Origin of the sequence: Streptomyces sp. NPDC097619 (genome assembly GCF_040302735.1) — a bacterium.
Taxonomy (GTDB): Bacteria; Actinomycetota; Actinomycetes; order Streptomycetales; family Streptomycetaceae; genus Streptomyces.
In genome coordinates, this window is the sequence record NZ_JBEOSD010000177.1 from 1 (window position 1) to 15,643 (window position 15,643).

Below are 15,643 nucleotides of genomic sequence, written 5' to 3' on the forward strand. Positions count from 1 at the left end.
GGTCGTGCTGATGGCGTTCCGGGTGTCGTGGAACGCGTTGCGGGACGTGGCTGCGGCGACGGGGGCGGATCCGGTCGCGGCGGTCCTCGGCACCGTGGCCACGATCGGCCTGACCGGTGGGGACCAGCAGGCGGAGCACCGTCCGCGCGGCGGCCAGTCCGTCAGCGGCGGCTCCGGCGAGGGTCCGGCCCGGCCGGGCAGCACGGAGGGCGGCGACGACGGCAACGGCGGCGGAGCCTCCGGCGGGGACGGCGAGGGCCGGGACGGATCGGTGTCCGGCGGCACCGGCGGCCCGGGCGACCCCTCCGCGACCGGTGGCACGCCCGGTCCCGGCGCTTCGGCCTCCACGCCCGGCGGCACCCCCTCGGGTCCCACGGGGCGGCCCGTCCCGCCGTCCACCTCCGGCGGCCCCGGTCCCACCGGCGCTCCGGAGCCGACCGGGAAGCCGGAGCCCACGGACGATCCGGAGCCCACCGTGGACCCGGAGCCCACGGACGATCCGGAGCCCACCGTGGACCCGGAGCCCACGGACGACCCGCCCCCGACCGGCGGACCGGCCGGTGGCACCAGCAGCGGCACCGGCGCCAGCGCGGGCACCAGCACCGGCACCGGTGACGCCGGCGGCACGGGCGAGGGCCCGGCCGCGGCCTGAGCCCGCCCGGATCCCGGTTCGGCCCCGGCCCGGGGCCTGCCGTCAGAGGCCGTACGCGGCCCGTGGCGGGCCCGGCACCGGGAACGCCGACGGCCGCCCCCACCGAAGCGGGAGCGGCCGTCCCAGGGCCGTCCACGGCCGGGCCCCCCGGGGCCCCGGACCGTCAGAACAGCCGCAGCTTGTCGTCCTCGATGCCGCGCATCGCGTCGTAGTCCAGCACCACGCAGTCCATGCCGCGGTCCGTGGCCAGAACCCGCGCCTGGGGCTTGATCTCCTGGGCGGCGAACACCCCCCGCACCGGGGCCAGATGGGGATCGCGGTTGAGCAGTTCGAGGTAGCGGGTGAGCTGTTCCACGCCGTCGATCTCGCCGCGCCGCTTGATCTCCACGGCCACCGTGGCGCCGTCGGCGTCCCGGCACAGGATGTCCACCGGGCCGATGGCGGTCATGTACTCGCGCCGGATCAGCGTGTAGCCCTCGCCGAGCGTTTCGATGCGGTCCGCGAGGAGTTCCTGGAGGTGTGCTTCCACGCCGTCCTTGATGAGACCCGGATCCACGCCGAGTTCGTGGGACGAGTCGTGGAGGACTTCTTCCATGGTGATGATGAGCTTCTCGCCCGCCTTGTTGATGACGGTCCAGACGCCCTCCTCGTCCCCCGTCCCCTCTTTGAGGGTGCACGGCGGAGACATCCAGTTGAGGGGTTTGTACGCCCGGTCGTCCGCATGGATCGAGACGCTGCCGTCGGCCTTCACGAGGATCAGGCGCGGCGCGGAGGGCAGATGGGCGGTGAGGCGGCCCGCGTAGTCGACGGAGCAGCGGGCGATGACGAGACGCATGGTCGGCAACGCTACTCGACCGACGCGCCCCGGCGCGATTCGCCCCTGAAAGACCCCTTCGCCGGTGGCTCGTTGTATGCGCATTCTCCTGGTGCCGTACCCGGTGGGCGCCTACCGTTGTGAGCGGGAGGTCGCCGCGCGGACACACAGCGTCGTGATCTCCTTCCCTGCCCGTAAGACCCCGGTCACCCGGGGTCGCGAGAGGAGAACCCATGTCGCTCGACGTCTCACCGGCCCTACTCGAACAGGCCGAGCGAGGCGAGGTCGACGAAGCCGCCTTCGTCGACTGCGTCCGGACCTCCCTGCCCTACGCCTGGGAGATGATCAGCTCGCTGGTGGCCCAGCTGAAGGTGGACGGCGGAGAGTTCGCCGACAACCAGACGCCGCCGCCGGACGAGCAGGCGCGCGGCCAGCTGTTGCGCGCCCTCGCGAGCGACGCGATTCGCGGCGCCCTGCAGCGGCACTTCGGCGTGCGCCTGGCCTTCCAGAACTGTCACCGCCTGGCGGTGTTCCCGATGGACCCGGCGGTGGACGACCGGCTCGCCCGGTTCACGTCCATCCGCGGACAGCTGCTGAACCAGTCCCCCGAACTGCGGGACTGCTGAGGGGCGCCGCCGCCCCGCCGGGGTACGCGTCCCGGTGGTGGACGGCGGCGCACGGCGTCCGCACGGCCCGCCGGCCGCCCGCTCCCGTGAGGGGCGGCGCGGCGGGCCGTACGGGCCCCCGACGCGGCGTGCTCAGCCGAGGTGGGGCAGGACCTCGGCGCCCAGCCGCCGGACGTTCTCCTCGGTGGCCGCCAGGTCCCCGGAGCCCTCGACGAGCAGCGAGAACCGGCTGATGCCGGTGCGCTCCGCCGTGGCCCGCAGCCGCTCGGCGGCCAGCTCGGGGGTGCCCACCGGGTGCAGGTCGCAGAGGAGTTCGGTGTAGGCGTGCGGGTCCCGCATGGTCCGGGGCCGTCCGTCCACCGTCTGGTAGGCGGCCAGTCCGAGCCGCAGCCAGCCCGGCACGGCCTTCAGGAGCACCTCGCGGGCGTCCTCGGTGCGGTCGGCGAGCTGCACCACCCCGGCCGAGACGTGCCCGGCCCCGGCCACCGCCTCCCGGGAGTGCCCGGCGGCCAGTGCGGTCCGCCGCCACAGGGCCACCATCTCGGCCTTGTCCTCGTCCCCGCAGTGCATCCCCAGCAGCATCGGCAGCCCGCGTTCGGCGGCCAGCCGGACCGAGGCGGGGGAGGTGCAGGCCACGATCACCTCGGGCCCCTCCCCGTCCCCGTCCAGGGCCTCCGCCGGCCGGGGCACCACGGGCACCTCCCGGAAGGCGTACCTCTCGCCCTCGGCCCCCACCCGCGGTTCGGACAGCCAGCGCAGCAGCAGGTCCAGGGATTCCGGGAAGCCGTTCTCGTAGGCGGGCAGCCCCGCCCCGAACACCTCCAGGTCCACCCACGGCCCGCCGCGGCCCACCCCGAGGGAGAACCGGCCCCCCGAGGTGAGGTGCAGCAGCGCGGCCTGCTCGCCCAGGGCCACCGGGTGCGCGGTGGGCAGCACGCTCACCGCGGTGCCCACCCGCAGCCGCCGGGTCCGGCCCAGCATCAGGGCGGCCAGGGTCACCGCGGAGGGACACACCCCGTACGGGATGAAGTGGTGCTCGGCCACCCACACCGACTCCAGGCCGGCCTGCTCGGCCACCTCCGCGGTCCGCACCGCTCGGTGCAGTGCCTCCCCCTGACCCTGGCCCGGGAACTGGGCCGCCAGTACAAACGCTCCAACGCGCAACGCCCTCTGCCTCCTCGCGGTGACGCTCTACCCCCTGACGGCAACAACGTCCGACACGTGCCAAGGGCACGGGCCGGCGCCGAAGTTATTGAGATTGTCGGGGAATACTTTCGCGGAGGCCCGGATCCGCCCACGGATGTCCCCGTGTGTCGGAGTCGTTGCCTCCGCCTCCACCATGGGGGGCCGTCCCGGCCCGGCGCGTAGTCTGGAGGAAAGTCCCTTGCCCCCGCCGCTCCGTGAGGTATACGTGTCACCGCGTCACAACCGCCCCCGCGGCGGAGAGAACCCGACCGAGCGCGACAGCGCCGGCGTGGACCGGTTCGGCCTGGAGAACACCGAGGAGTGGCAGGGCGAGGAGTGGAAGGTCCGCCACGTCGCCGGCGCCAGTGCCCAGGGCAAGCGCTACCGCTGCCCGGGCTGCGACCAGGAGATCCCCTCCGGGGTCCCGCACCTGGTGGCCTGGCCCGAGTACGGCGGGGTGGACGACCGCCGGCACTGGCACAAGGCCTGCTGGAACGCCAAGGACCGCCGCACCTCGCGGGTGCAGCGGTCCAGGAACGCGCCCCGGCACTGAGCGGCGCCGCGGGCCGGCGGCGAGGGCCGTCCCCGCGGCGACTCACACGTCCCGGCGCCCCGTGACCACGTACGCGCCCGCCACCGCGGCCGCCGTGACCGCCACCAGCAGGGCGATCTGACCCAGCTGGCTGGAGGTGCCGAACTCCCCGCCCATCGGCATGCCGAACAGCTCCGCCAGGGCCACCGGCGGGTTGTACCGGACGATCCAGTTGCCCAGGGTGTAGGTGGACTCCCACACCATGAGGACCCCGGCCAGCACCGGCGGGACCGTCACCACGCCCAGCATCACGGCGATCGCCCCGGCGGAGTGCCGCAGCATCGCCCCGACGGCGAGGGCCAGGACCCCGAGCAGGGTGACGTACGCGCTGCCCGCCAGGGCCCCGATCCACTCCCGGGCCCCGTGGTGCCCGGCCTCCGGCCCGCTGTGCAGCACGGCGGTCAGGAGACCGACGAGCATCACCGAACCGGCCACCGCGACGAACGCGGTCAGCCCGAAGACGAGCAGCTTCGCGGTCAGCACCCGGTGCCGGTCGGGCGCCGCGGTGAAGGTGGTCCGCACCAGTCCGGTGCCGTACTCGGAGCTCATCGTGAGCACCCCCAGCACGATCACGCTGACCTGCCCGATGAACAGGCCGAACAGCGCCGGGGTGAAGAACGGGACCTGCTGGAAGTCGACGTCGGAGGTCTGCAGCGCGGCGACCGTGCCGATGCCCAGCACCAGGGCGGCCAGCGAGCCGAGCGTCCAGAGCGTGGACCGGACGGAGACCAGCTTCGTCCACTCCGAGGCCATGGCGTGCCCCAGGTGCGGCCGGGTGTCGGGCAGCGGGGAGAGGTAGGAGGCGCCCTCCCGCCCTTCCGCGGCCGGTACGGGGCCGGACGCGACCGGCGCGCCCGCCGTGCCGGGCCAGGGGGCTCCGGGGCCCGAGGGGGCCGCTCCGGCGGCCGGGCCGGTGGTGGTGGGGCCGGTCATCGGGCCTCCTCGGATTCGGTCGGGGGCGCCGGGGCGAGGTCGCCGGGCCGGGCGGGCATCAGCAGGGGCTCCCCGTCGGTGCCGGGCGGCGGGGGCGCGAACCAGCCCTCCGCGGACACCTCCTGCGGGACCTCCTCGGGCCAGGGCGCGAGCCCGGCCGGTTCCGGCTCCCACAGCTCCGCCCGCGGGTCCTCGGTGGAGGTGTACTCCACGGACGACTGGGTCATCCGCATGTACGCCTCCTCCAGCGAGGCCCGGTGCGGGGAGAGCTCCCACAGCCGGATGTCCGCCGCGTGCGCGAGGTCGCTGATCCGGGGCAGCTCCAGGCCGGTGACCCGCAGGGCCCCGTCGGGCTCGGCCAGGACGCGGGCGCCCTCGGCGCCCAGCAGGGCCGCGAGCCGCTCGCGCGGCTCCGTGCCGGGACCGGCCGCCCGCACCCGGGCGAAGCCGGCCGAATTGCGGGAGATGAACTCCTGCACGCTCAGGTCCGCCAGCAGCCGCCCCCGGCCGATCACGATCAGGTGGTCCGCGGTCAACGCCATCTCGCTCATCAGGTGCGAGGACACGAAGACCGTGCGCCCCTCCGAGGCCAGGTGCCGCATGAGGTTGCGGACCCACAGGATGCCCTCGGGGTCGAGGCCGTTGACGGGCTCGTCGAAGAGCAGCACCTGCGGGTCGCCCAGCAGGGCGGCGGCGATGCCCAGCCGCTGGCCCATGCCCAGCGAGTACCCCTTGGCCCGCTGCCGGGCGACGTCCTGCAGCCCGACCACGCCCAGCACCTCGTCCACCCGCTTCTCCGGGATCCCGGAGAGCTGGGCCAGGGAGAGCAGGTGCGTGCGGGCCCGCCGGCCGCCGTGCACGGCCTTCGCGTCCAACAGGGCGCCGACGTGCCGCTGCGCGTTGGCCAGCTCCCGGAAGGGCCGGCCGTTGATGGTGACCCGGCCGGAGGTGGGGCGGTCCAGCCCGAGGATCATGCGCATGGTGGTGGATTTGCCGGAGCCGTTCGGGCCCAGGAAGCCCGTGACGACACCGGGCCTGACCTGGAAGGACAGCTGGTCGACGGCCGTCTTCGCGCCGAAGCGCTTGGTCAGGCCGACTGCCTCGATCATTGCTCTGCCCCTCGCCAGGCCGGACGGTCTTCCTCCGGGTGTCTCTCCCGCGTAAGGGTTAAGAGCTTATCGAGGGCTTGACGGTTCCGTCCCGCCCCGGACCTCCGGGGAGACCCTGACCCGACCCGGAGCTTTCCCTGAGACCGCTGCTCACGGGGTCGCGCCGAGGCCGTCGGGGCCCGGTGAGGACGGGACAGAGCGGGACCGGGCGGGGGAGCGGGTCGGCGGCGGCCCGGGGACGGCGCGCCTCAGGCGTCCCGGTGCCGGAGGACCAGCCAGCCGCCGAGCAGGGCCGCGGCCACCCACACCACCATGATCCCGAGCCCGGTCCACGGCCCGTACGGGGAATCCCCGCTGCCCATGGCCTCCGGCACCACCTGCATGATCTTGGCGCCCGCCTGGTCGGGGAAGTACCGGGCCACCGTCTTGGCCCCCGGCACCGCCGAGAGGATCTGCGAGACGAGGAAGAAGAAGGGCATCAGGATGCCCAGGGACAGCATCGAGCTGCGCAGCATCGTGGCCACGCCCATGGAGAACACCGCGATCAGGGCCATGTACAGCCCGGCGCCGAAGACCGCCCGGAGCACGTTGGGCTCGCCGATGGAGGTGCGGTGCTCGCCCAGCAGGGCCTGGCCGAGGAAGAAGGACAGGAAGCTGGTGGCCAGGCCCACCACCAGCGCGAGCAGCGCGGCCACCGTGATCTTGCCGAAGAGGAAGAGCGAGCGTCGCGGCACCGCGGCCAGCGAGGTGCGGATCATGCCCGAGCTGTACTCGGTGCCCACCACCAGCACCCCGAAGACCACCATCGCGAGTTGGCCCAGGACCATCCCCGAGAAGCTGATCAGGGTCGGGTCGAAGGTGGCCCGCTCCAGGTCGGAGAGGTTGTCGAACTGGGACTTCATGAGCGCGCAGAGGACGGCGCTGAGGGCCACGGTGACCACGAGGGCGCTGACCAGGGTCCAGGCGGTCGAGGCCACCGTGCGGATCTTCGTCCACTCGGACCGGAGGACGGCGGGAACGGAGGCCATCGGTCACTCTCCCTCGTGCTGCGGGCCGGACGGGTCGCCGTCGCCGTCCCCGGGCGACCGACCGCGCCGCTCCTCGTACGAGGCCCCCCAACGCGGCGCCGGAGCGGCGGGGGCGGCCGTCGGGCCGGGCGGCGGCCCGTCCCCGGGGGAGTGCGCGTGGTACTCCACCGCGCCGGCCGTCATCCGCATGAACGCCTCCTCCAGCGAGGCGCGCTGCGGGCTCAGCTCGTGCAGGACCACCCGGTTCCGGGCGGCCAGCTCGCCGAGCAACTCGGCGGAGACCGAGTCGATCTCCAGGGCCCCGCCGCCGGTGCTGACCGCGGTGATGCCCTCCTGGTGGAGCAGGTCCCGCAGGCGTTCCTGCTGGGGGGAGCGGACCCGGACGAAACTGCGGGAGTTCCGCTGGATGAAATCGGCCATCGAGGTGTCGGCGAGAAGTCGCCCTTGACCGATCACGATCAAATGATCCGCGGTGAGTGCCATTTCGCTCATGAGGTGACTGGAAACGAAGATCGTCCGGCCTTCCGCCGCAAGTCCTTTCATGAGATTGCGGATCCAGTGAATTCCTTCCGGGTCCAGACCATTGACGGGTTCGTCGAACATCAGGATCTCCGGGTCGCCCAGCAGGGCGGAGGCGATGCCCAGCCGTTGGCCCATGCCCAGGGAGAACCCCTTCGACTTCTTCTTCGCCACGGCCGTCAGCCCGACCAGGTCCAGCACCTCGGTGACCCGGCTCGCGGGGATCCGGTTGGACTGGGCCAGGCAGAGGAGGTTGTTGTGGGCGCTGCGCCCGCCGTGCATCGCCTTGGCGTCCAGGAGCGCCCCGATGTACTTCAGGGGCTCGTCGAGCTCCCGGTACTGCCGCCCGTCGATCCGCACCGATCCGGCGGTCGGGTTGTCCAGGCCGAGCATCATCCGCATCGTCGTGGACTTGCCCGCGCCATTGGGCCCGAGGAAGCCCGTCACCACCCCCGGTCTGACCTGGAAGCTGAGGTGGTCCACCGCCGTCTTCGCCCCGAACCGCTTGGTGAGGCCCTCGAGCTCGATCATGCCGAACACGCTAGAACGGCCGAGGGCCCCCCGCCACCGGAGTGACGGGGGGCCCTCGGCCGCACGGGGGTGCGTCCGCCCCGAGGGGCGGCGGGGCGTCAGCGGCTCTGCTGCGCGGGGACGCCGCGGGTGACCGGCTCGTCGTCGATCGGGGACCCGGCCGCGGCCACGGCGGCACCGGTCAGGGTGGCCAGCATCTCGCGGACGTTGGTCAGCTGCGCGTTGATCGAGTCGCGGCGGTTGGTCAGGGCCGCCAGCTCGCGCTCCGACTCGCTGCGGATCCGGTCCGCCTTGGCGTTGGCGTCGGCCACGATGTCCTCGGCCTGGCGCTGCGCGGTTTCCACCGTCTGGCGGGCCCGGCGCTCGGCGTCCGTGCGGAGCTTCTCGGCCTCCAGGCGCAGCTGCTCGGCCCGGTGCTCGATCTCCGCGAGGCGCTTCTCGGCCTTGGCCTGACGGGAGGCCAGGTCGCGCTCGGACTGCTCGCGGCGCTTGGCGAGGTTGGTCTCGAAGTCCGCGGCGGCCTGGGCGGCCTTGGCGCGGGTCTCCTCGAACAGGGCGTCGGCCTCCTCGCGCTTGGAGGCGGCGTCCTTCTGCGCCTCGGCGCGCAGGGTGGCCGAGTCGGACTTGGCCTTCTCGACGATGCGGACACCCTCGTCCTCGGCCTTCGCCTTGCGGTCCGCGGCGAAGGACTCGGCGTCGTTGCGCACCTGCTGCGCGGCGGACTCGGCCAGCTCGCGGTGCTGCTCGGCGGCGCGACGGGCCTCCTCGCGCAGGTCCTTGGCCTCCTCCTCGGCGAGCCGCAGGATCTTCTCGACCCGGGCGCCGAGACCGGCGTACGACGGTTCGGCGTCGTTGACCTGGGCCTGGGCGTTCTGCGTTTCGAGGTGGAGTTCCTCGATGCGCTTCTCCAGGGAGTTGATGCGGGACAGGGCGCTGTCACGGTCGGCGACGAGCTTGGAAATGCGGTCGTCCACCTGACCGCGGTCGTAACCACGCCGCACGAGCTCGAAGCCGAAGGGGGAGGATGTGTCGCTCATGGGGTTCCTGTCGAATGAGACCGATGAGGTGCTAGGTGAGGTGTTAAGGGGAATCCTAGGCGCCGGAGCGGCGTGTCATCGAGTCAATCCGCGTTTGATCCGGACAATGACACCCCTTTTGAGTGGCAAGGCGACGGAATGCTTGTCCCCCGTTCGCCTGAACATCCATCAGGAGCACACTTCCTGTCCCACTGACTAGCCCTCAGACGACTTGCCACCCGAACGAGTGGAACCCGCCGCTGCTCCGGCCTTGATCCCGCCTCCGGTCGCGCTGCCCGACGACTTCCCGCCACCCGAAGGCGCCTCGAATGATTCCAACGCCTCAAGTACGTCCTGGACACGGGAGATCTCGGCCTGAATGTCCTCCCGGCGGCGGACCAGGACCTCCAGTTCCCGGCGGCCCTCGGCGACCAGGCGCTCGGCCTCCGCGCCCGCTTCGGCGCGCAGTCGTTCGCCCTCGCGGACCAGCTCGGACTTCTTCTGCTCGGCTTCCTTCAGGAGCTGTTCGGCCTTGCGGACGGCCGCGATGCGGACCTTGCTCGCCTCGCTGCTCGCCTCGGACACCAGATCCTTGGCCTTGCGGTCGGCCTGTTCGCTCTGCTCGGTGGCGGCCTTGACCAGCTTGTCCACGCGCTCGCCGGCCGTCTTCATCTGCTCGGCGGACTCGCGGCGGGCCCGGTCGTGGAGTTCCTCGACCTCGGACTCGACGCGGCCGCGCAGCTCCTCCGCCCGCTCCCTTATGGCGGCGGCGTCGGTGCGCGCGCCCACCAGCAGCTCGTCGGCGTCCGTACGGGCCTTCTCCACCAAGGAGTTGCCTTCTACGGTGGCCTCGGAGGTGATGCGGGCGGCCTCCTTGCGGGCGGCCGCGACCATGGAGTCGGCCTGCTCCTCCGCGGCCGTGGTGGCGGCCAGGGCCTGCTTGGCGGCCTCGGCGGTCAGCTTCTCGGCCTCCGCCGTGGCCTCCGAGATGAGCCGGTCCATCTGCTCGGCGGCTTCGGTGCGGCGCTGGTTGGCGGTCTCGCGGGCCTCGTCGAGGAGCCGGTCGGATTCCTCGCGGGCCTCGGTGCGCAGCCGCTCCGCCTCGCCGGCCGCCTCGGCCTTGACCCGCTCGGATTCCTCGCGGGTGCGGGTGGCGTGTTCCTGGGCGGAGGCCAGGGCTTCGGCGCCCTCGGCGCGCAGTCCCTCGGCCTCGGTGCGGGCCTCGCCGACGGTCCGCTCGTTGGCCTTGCGGGTCTCGTCGGTGAGCCGGTCGGCCTGTTCCACGGCCTCGGTGACGAGCCGGTCCGCTTCCGCGGCGGACTCGCCGCGGAGCCGTTCGGCCTCGGTGCGGGCCTCGTCCAGGATCTGCGCGGACTCGCGCTCGGCGGAGGCCAGGGTCTCGTTCGCGGCCAGGGTGACGCGCTCGGCCTCGGCGGTGGCCTCGCCGACGATCCGGCCGCCCTCCGCGCGGGCCTCGTCCAGGGTGCGGGCGGCCTCGGTGCGCAGCCGCTCGGCCTCCTCGGCGGCCTCGCCCACGGTCCGCTCGTTGGCGGCGCGGGTCTCGACGGTCATCCGCTCGGTCTCAGCGGTGGCCTCGCCGATCAGGCGGGCGCCCTCGGCGCGGGCCTCGTCCAGGGTGCCGGCGGCGTCCCGTTCGGCGTCCGCGAGGGTCTTCGCGGCGGCTGTGGTGAGGGCCTCGGCCTCCTCGGTGGCCTTGCCGACGGTCTCGGCGTTGGCGGTGCGGGTCTCCTCGGTGAGGCGCTCGGCCTCGGAGACGGCCTCGGTGACGAGCCGGTCGGCCTGCTCGGCGGCCTCGGTGCGCAGCCGGTTGGCTTCGGCGCGGGCCTCGTCGAGGGTGCCGGCGGCCTCCGCGCGGGTGGCCTCGGCGGCCTCCTCGGCGGCACTGGTGGTCTCGGTGGCCTTGTCGGCGGCCTCGGAGCGGATCCGGTTGGCGTCCTCGCGGGCGTCGGCCCTGGTGCGGGCGGCGTCGCGTTCGGCGGCGGCCAGGGCGTCGGTGGCCTCGGTGCGGACCCGCTGCGCGTACTCGGCGGTGTCGGTGCGCAGCTGCTCGGCCTCGGCGATGGCGTCGCCGACGGTGCGTTCGGCGAGGGCCTTCGCGGCGTCTGTCTCGGTCTTGGCGTCGGTGCGGACGCGCTGGGCGTCCTCGGCGGCGCGCTCGCGTTCGGCGTGGGCGTCGGAGCGGACCCGGTCGGCTTCTTCCTGGGCTTCGGAGCGGGTGCGTTCGGCGGCGTGCTCGGCGGCGCTGCGGAGTCCGGCGACCTCTTCCTCGGCCTGCTCGTGGAGTCCGGCCACGGACTCGCGGACCTCGCGGGCGGCGGTCTCGGCGGCGGCGACGAGCTCGCCGGCGCGCTGCTCGGCCTCCTCGCCGAGGCGGGCGGCCTCGGTCTGGGCCTCGTCGACGCGCTTGCGGGCGGCGGCGAGCAGCTCCTCGCTCTCCTCGCGGGCGCGGTCGCGTTCCCGGCCGGCCTCCTCGCGGGCCCCGGCCAGGGTCTCCTCGGCCTCGCGGCGGCGCCGGGCGGCCTCCTCCTGGGCGGCGGCCAGGGCCTCGGCGGCTTCCTCGGCGACGCGTTCGGCGGCGGCCTTGGCCTCGGCGCGCAGCCGGTCGGCGGTCTCCTTGGCCTCGGTGCGCAGGCGCTCGGCCTCGGTGGCGGCCTCGGCCTGGAGGCGGACGGCGGCGGTCTCGGCCTCGGCGCGGCTGCGGGCGGAGTCGTCGGCGGCCTCGTCGCGGAGGGTCTGCGCCTCGGTCTCGGCCTGGGCGCGCAGGGTGCGGATGCGTTCGGCGGCCTCGGCGCGGAGCCGCTCGGACTCCTCGCTGCTCTCGCGGCGGACGGCCTCGGCGGCCGCGCGGGCGTCGCGCAGGGTGTCCTCGGCGCCGGTGAGCCGGTTCCGCGCCTCTTCCTGGAGGCGTTCCAGCTCGGTGGCGGCCTCGGCCTGGCGGGCGGCGAGGGCCCGGTCGGTCTCCTCGCGCCGGACGCGGGCGGCCTCCTCGGCCTCCGCGACGACGGCTTCGGCGCGCTCCTCGGCCTCGGCGCGCAGGCGGTCCGCCTCGGCGCGGGTGCGCTCCAGGGTCTCCTCGGCCTGGCGGCGCAGGGACGTGGCCCGGTCGATGGCCTCGGAGCGGAGCCGCTCGCTCTCGGTGGCGGCGCCGGTGCGCAGCTCGTCGGCGTCGGTGCGGGACTTCGTCAGCAGCTCCTCGGCGGTGCGGGCCGCCTCCTCGATCTGCTGGACGGCCTCGCGGCGGGCCTCGCCGCGGATCCGTTCGCCCTCGGCGACGGCCTCGGCGCGCAGCTGCTCGGCCTCGCCGCGGAGCCTGCGGGCCTCTTCCTGGAGCTCGACGGTCCGGGCGCGGTACTCCTCGGTGTCGTCCTTGGCGGCGCCCTTGAGCTGCTCGGCGGTGTCGGCGGCCTGGGCGCGGAGCCGTTCGGCCTCCGCCTCAGCCTCGCCGCGGATCCGCTCGGCCTCTTCGGAGGCGGCGCGGGTGGTGGCGCGGGCGTCGTCGGAGGCCTTGGTGAGGACCTCCTCGGCGGTCCGGGCCGCCTTGGCGAGCTGGGCGGCGCTGTCCTCGGCGGCGGCGGTGCGGGCCTGCTCGGCGGCTTCGGTGCGGAGTCGTTCGACCTCGCCGCGGGCGTCGGCGAGCAGCTGCTCGGCCTCGGCCTTGAGGGTCTCGCTCTCCTTGGTGGCCTCGCCGACCAGCCGGGCCACCTGCTCCTTGGCGGTGCGGGTGCGCTGTTCGTTCACGGACTCGGCGGAGGAGAGCTGCTTGGCGGCGGCCTCCTTGGCGTCCGCGAGGAGCTTCTCGGCCTCCGCGCGGGCCTCGCGCAGGGTGCCGTCGGCCTCCTGGACGCGCTGCTCGGCCACCCGGCCGAGGTCCATGGTCTGGCGGCGGGATTCCTCGGCCTCGACGCCCGCGGTGCTGCGCAGCCGCTCGGCGTGCTCGGTGGCCTCCTGGGCCTGGGAGGAGGCGGCGGTCAGCAGCCGCTCGGCCTCCTTGCGGGCCCGGGCCAGGGTGGCCTCGGTCTCGGTCCGGGCGGCCTCGGTCTCGGCGGAGATCCGGCGGCGGGTCTCCTCGGCGACGCGGGCGGCTTCGGCGCGGGCGGCGCTCAGGGCCTGTTCGGCCTCGGCGCGGGATTCGTCGAGGAGGCGCCGGGCCTGGGACTCGGTGCGGGTGCGCAGCTGTTCGGCCCAGGCCACGTTCTCGTTGACGTGGGACTCGACGGTCTGGCGGCGCTCGTTGAGCTCCTGGTCCAGGCGCTGCCGGCGGCTGACGGCCTCGGCGTGCAGCTCGGCCTGGAGACGGGCCTGGTGTTCGGCGTGCTCCTGGAGGATCCGCTGGGTCTGGGCCCGGGCCTCGCGGAGCTCGCGCTCGGCGTCCACTCGCATCTGGTCGGCCTGGACCTGCGCGTTCCGGAGCAACTGCTCGGCCTGGTAGCCGAGGTCGGCGGAGTCGTAGGCAGGCCGGGACGCGAGGTTGCGGCGCGCCTCGTGCAGCTTGGCGCGCAGTACTTCGACCTGGTAGCCGAGGTCCTCGGCGTGCTGGACGGCCTTCCCGCGTTCCTTCTTCAGCCGCTCCATCTCGGCCTCGAAGCGCGAGAGATGGTCGGCCTCGGCCTGATGGCTCTCCTGGCGTTCGTAGCCCCGCACGGCGCGGTCCCATCCGTCCCCTGGTAGCAGGCTCGCTTGAACGAGCACCGTCCGCCCGCTGAACGGTGCCCCCGGGGAATGGTGTCAGATACTCGCAGCGGGTCAGGAGCCCCCGACCCCGCAAACGCCACACCGAACCCCGGCCGAGCCACCGCCACTCTACCGGCCGCGGAATCCCGGGGTCAGTGCTCGTCCGCGCGGGGTCAGTGGTCGGGGGCCGAGGTGACCAGTTCCGTCAGCACGCCGTGGCAGTCCTTGGGGTGCAGGAAGGTGATCCGCGAGCCCATGGAGCCGATGCGGGGCTCGTCGTAGAGGACCCGGACGTTCTTGCGGCGGATGGCCTCGGCGTCCCCGTCCACGTCGGCGGTGCCGAAGGCGATGTGGTGGACGCCCTCGCCGTTCTTGGCGAGCCACTTGCCGACCGCGGAGTCCTCGCGGGTGGGTTCCAGGAGCTGGATGTAGGAGGCCCCGCCGTCGTCGGTGCCGTTGATGCGGAGCATGGCCTCGCGCACGCCCTGTTCCTCGTTGACCTCGGTGTGGAACACCTCGAAGCCGTACGTGGCACGGTAGAACTCGACGGTCTTGTCGAGGTCGGAGCAGGCGATCCCGATGTGGTCGATTCTCGTCAGCATGCGTCCAGTGCACCGGTCGACAGGGTGGTTACGCAACGTGCGCGCCGTCACACCGGTTGCCGGGTGACCCGGTCGGTACCGCTCAGTACATTGACGTAAACCCTCGTTCACTCCTCATCCACAAGGGGCCGCGCCTCATGTCCGGAACGAACAGCACCACCTCAGTGATCGTCGCAGGGGCCCGCACGCCCATGGGCCGGCTGCTCGGCTCGCTGAAGTCCTTCTCCGGTGCCGACCTCGGCGGTTTCGCCATCAAGGCGGCCGTGGACCGCGCCGGGATCGCCCCCGACCAGGTCCAGTACGTGATCATGGGCCAGGTGCTCCAGGCGGGTGCCGGGCAGATCCCCGCCCGTCAGGCCGCCGTCAAGGCGGGCATCCCGATGAACGTGCCCGCCCTCACCATCAACAAGGTCTGCCTCTCCGGCCTGGACGCCATCGCCCTGGCCGACCAGCTGATCCGCGCCGGCGAGTTCGACATCGTGGTCGCGGGCGGCCAGGAGTCCATGACCAACGCCCCGCACCTGCTGCCGAAGTCCCGTGAGGGCTACAAGTACGGCGCCGTCGAGATGCTCGACGCGATGGCGTACGACGGCCTCACCGACGCCTTCGAGAACATCGCCATGGGCGAGTCCACGGAGAAGCACAACGCCCGCCTGGGCATCGAGCGTGCCCCGCAGGACGCCTTCGCCGCGGCCTCCCACCAGCGGGCCGCCGCCGCGCAGAAGAACGGGATCTTCGAGGCCGAGATCACCCCGGTGGAGATCCCGCAGCGCAAGGGCGACCCGGTGCTGTTCTCGGCGGACGAGGGCATCCGCCCCGACACCACCGCCGAGTCCCTGGGCAAGCTGCGCCCGGCCTTCGCCAAGGACGGCACGATCACGGCCGGCACCTCCTCGCAGATCTCCGACGGCGCGGCCGCGGTGGTCGTGATGAGCAAGGCCAAGGCCGAGGAGCTCGGGCTGGAGTGGCTGGCCGAGATCGGCGCCCACGGCAACGTGGCCGGTCCGGACAACTCGCTCCAGTCCCAGCCGTCGAACGCGATCGCGCACGCCCTGAAGAAGGAGGGCAAGGAGGTCGCCGACCTGGACCTGATCGAGATCAACGAGGCCTTCGCGGCGGTGGCCGTGCAGTCAATGAGGGACCTGGGCGTGACCCCGGAAAAGGTGAACGTCAACGGGGGTGCGATCGCCCTGGGCCACCCGATCGGCATGTCCGGCGCCCGCGTGGTGCTGCACCTGGCGCTGGAGCTGAAGCGCCGGGGCGGCGGGCTCGGCGCGGCCGCGCTGTGCGGCGGCGGCGGCCAGGGCGACGCGCTGATCGTGCGCGTGCCGCGGGCCTGAGCCC

At 73.6% G+C, this 15,643-nt stretch carries 12 protein-coding genes and 1 pseudogene; 4 read left to right on the forward strand and 9 right to left on the reverse strand.

All coding sequences use genetic code 11. The annotated features are described in order from the left end of the window. Nucleotides 1-652: pseudogene (locus ABTZ17_RS31765) on the forward strand (hypothetical protein); the annotation flags it as partial. A 163-nt stretch (nt 653-815) separates the two neighbouring features. Here the strand turns inward: ABTZ17_RS31765 and nucS are convergent. Then, nucleotides 816-1,487: an endonuclease NucS gene (nucS, locus tag ABTZ17_RS31770; RefSeq protein WP_352199248.1), complete on the reverse strand. Its 672-nt coding sequence runs from the start codon at nt 1,485-1,487 to the stop codon at nt 816-818. Nucleotides 1,488-1,699: 212 nt separating this feature from the next. Here nucS and ABTZ17_RS31775 point away from each other — a divergent pair, with 212 nt between their 5' ends. Continuing rightward, nucleotides 1,700-2,092, forward strand: coding sequence for an SCO5389 family protein (locus tag ABTZ17_RS31775; protein WP_352199249.1), 393 nt, complete (start codon nt 1,700-1,702; stop codon nt 2,090-2,092). Between the two features lie 132 nt (nt 2,093-2,224). On the opposite strand, the gene ABTZ17_RS31780 is transcribed toward ABTZ17_RS31775, so the two are convergent. Then, nucleotides 2,225-3,256 (reverse strand): LLM class flavin-dependent oxidoreductase, encoded by a 1,032-nt coding sequence (locus ABTZ17_RS31780; RefSeq protein WP_352199250.1) that lies wholly within the window; start codon nt 3,254-3,256, stop codon nt 2,225-2,227. Nucleotides 3,257-3,503: 247 nt separating this feature from the next. On the opposite strand from ABTZ17_RS31780, the gene ABTZ17_RS31785 reads away from it, so the two are divergent. After that, the gene (locus ABTZ17_RS31785; RefSeq protein ID WP_352199251.1) at nt 3,504-3,830 is read left to right on the forward strand and encodes an Rv1322 family protein; all 327 of its coding nucleotides are present in this window, start codon (nt 3,504-3,506) and stop codon (nt 3,828-3,830) included. Between the two features lie 42 nt (nt 3,831-3,872). On the opposite strand, the gene ABTZ17_RS31790 is transcribed toward ABTZ17_RS31785, so the two are convergent. The 7 genes from ABTZ17_RS31790 to mce all read right to left on the reverse strand — a co-directional run bounded on the left by ABTZ17_RS31790 (nt 3,873) and on the right by mce (nt 14,299). After that, nucleotides 3,873-4,802, reverse strand: coding sequence for an ABC transporter permease (locus tag ABTZ17_RS31790; RefSeq protein WP_352199252.1), 930 nt, complete (start codon nt 4,800-4,802; stop codon nt 3,873-3,875). Continuing rightward, on the reverse strand, nt 4,799-5,911 hold the full coding sequence (locus ABTZ17_RS31795; RefSeq protein WP_352199253.1) for an ABC transporter ATP-binding protein: 1,113 nt from the start codon (nt 5,909-5,911) through the stop codon (nt 4,799-4,801). The genes ABTZ17_RS31790 and ABTZ17_RS31795 overlap by 4 nt, the downstream gene beginning before the upstream one ends. Nucleotides 5,912-6,159: 248 nt before the next feature. Continuing rightward, nucleotides 6,160-6,939 (reverse strand): ABC transporter permease, encoded by a 780-nt coding sequence (locus ABTZ17_RS31800; protein WP_352199254.1) that lies wholly within the window; start codon nt 6,937-6,939, stop codon nt 6,160-6,162. Between the two features lie 3 nt (nt 6,940-6,942). Next, nucleotides 6,943-7,989, reverse strand: coding sequence for an ABC transporter ATP-binding protein (locus ABTZ17_RS31805; RefSeq protein ID WP_352199255.1), 1,047 nt, complete (start codon nt 7,987-7,989; stop codon nt 6,943-6,945). A 98-nt stretch (nt 7,990-8,087) separates the two neighbouring features. Continuing rightward, nucleotides 8,088-9,026, reverse strand: coding sequence for a coiled-coil domain-containing protein (locus ABTZ17_RS31810; RefSeq protein ID WP_352199256.1), 939 nt, complete (start codon nt 9,024-9,026; stop codon nt 8,088-8,090). 195 nt (nt 9,027-9,221) lie between these two features. Next, a complete protein-coding gene (gene scy, locus ABTZ17_RS31815) occupies nt 9,222-13,667 on the reverse strand; it encodes a polarized growth protein Scy (protein ID WP_352199257.1) in 4,446 nt (1,481 codons plus the stop codon). A gap of 203 nt (nt 13,668-13,870) precedes the next feature. Then, entirely contained in the window at nt 13,871-14,299 is a 429-nt protein-coding gene (gene mce / locus ABTZ17_RS31820) for a methylmalonyl-CoA epimerase (protein ID WP_352199258.1), read from the reverse strand. Nucleotides 14,300-14,436: 137 nt separating this feature from the next. On the opposite strand from mce, the gene ABTZ17_RS31825 reads away from it, so the two are divergent. Further along, nucleotides 14,437-15,639 carry an acetyl-CoA C-acetyltransferase gene (locus tag ABTZ17_RS31825; RefSeq protein ID WP_352199259.1) on the forward strand — a complete coding sequence of 401 codons (1,203 nt, stop codon included), beginning with the start codon at nt 14,437-14,439 and terminating at the stop codon, nt 15,637-15,639. Nucleotides 15,640-15,643: the final 4 nt, after the last annotated feature.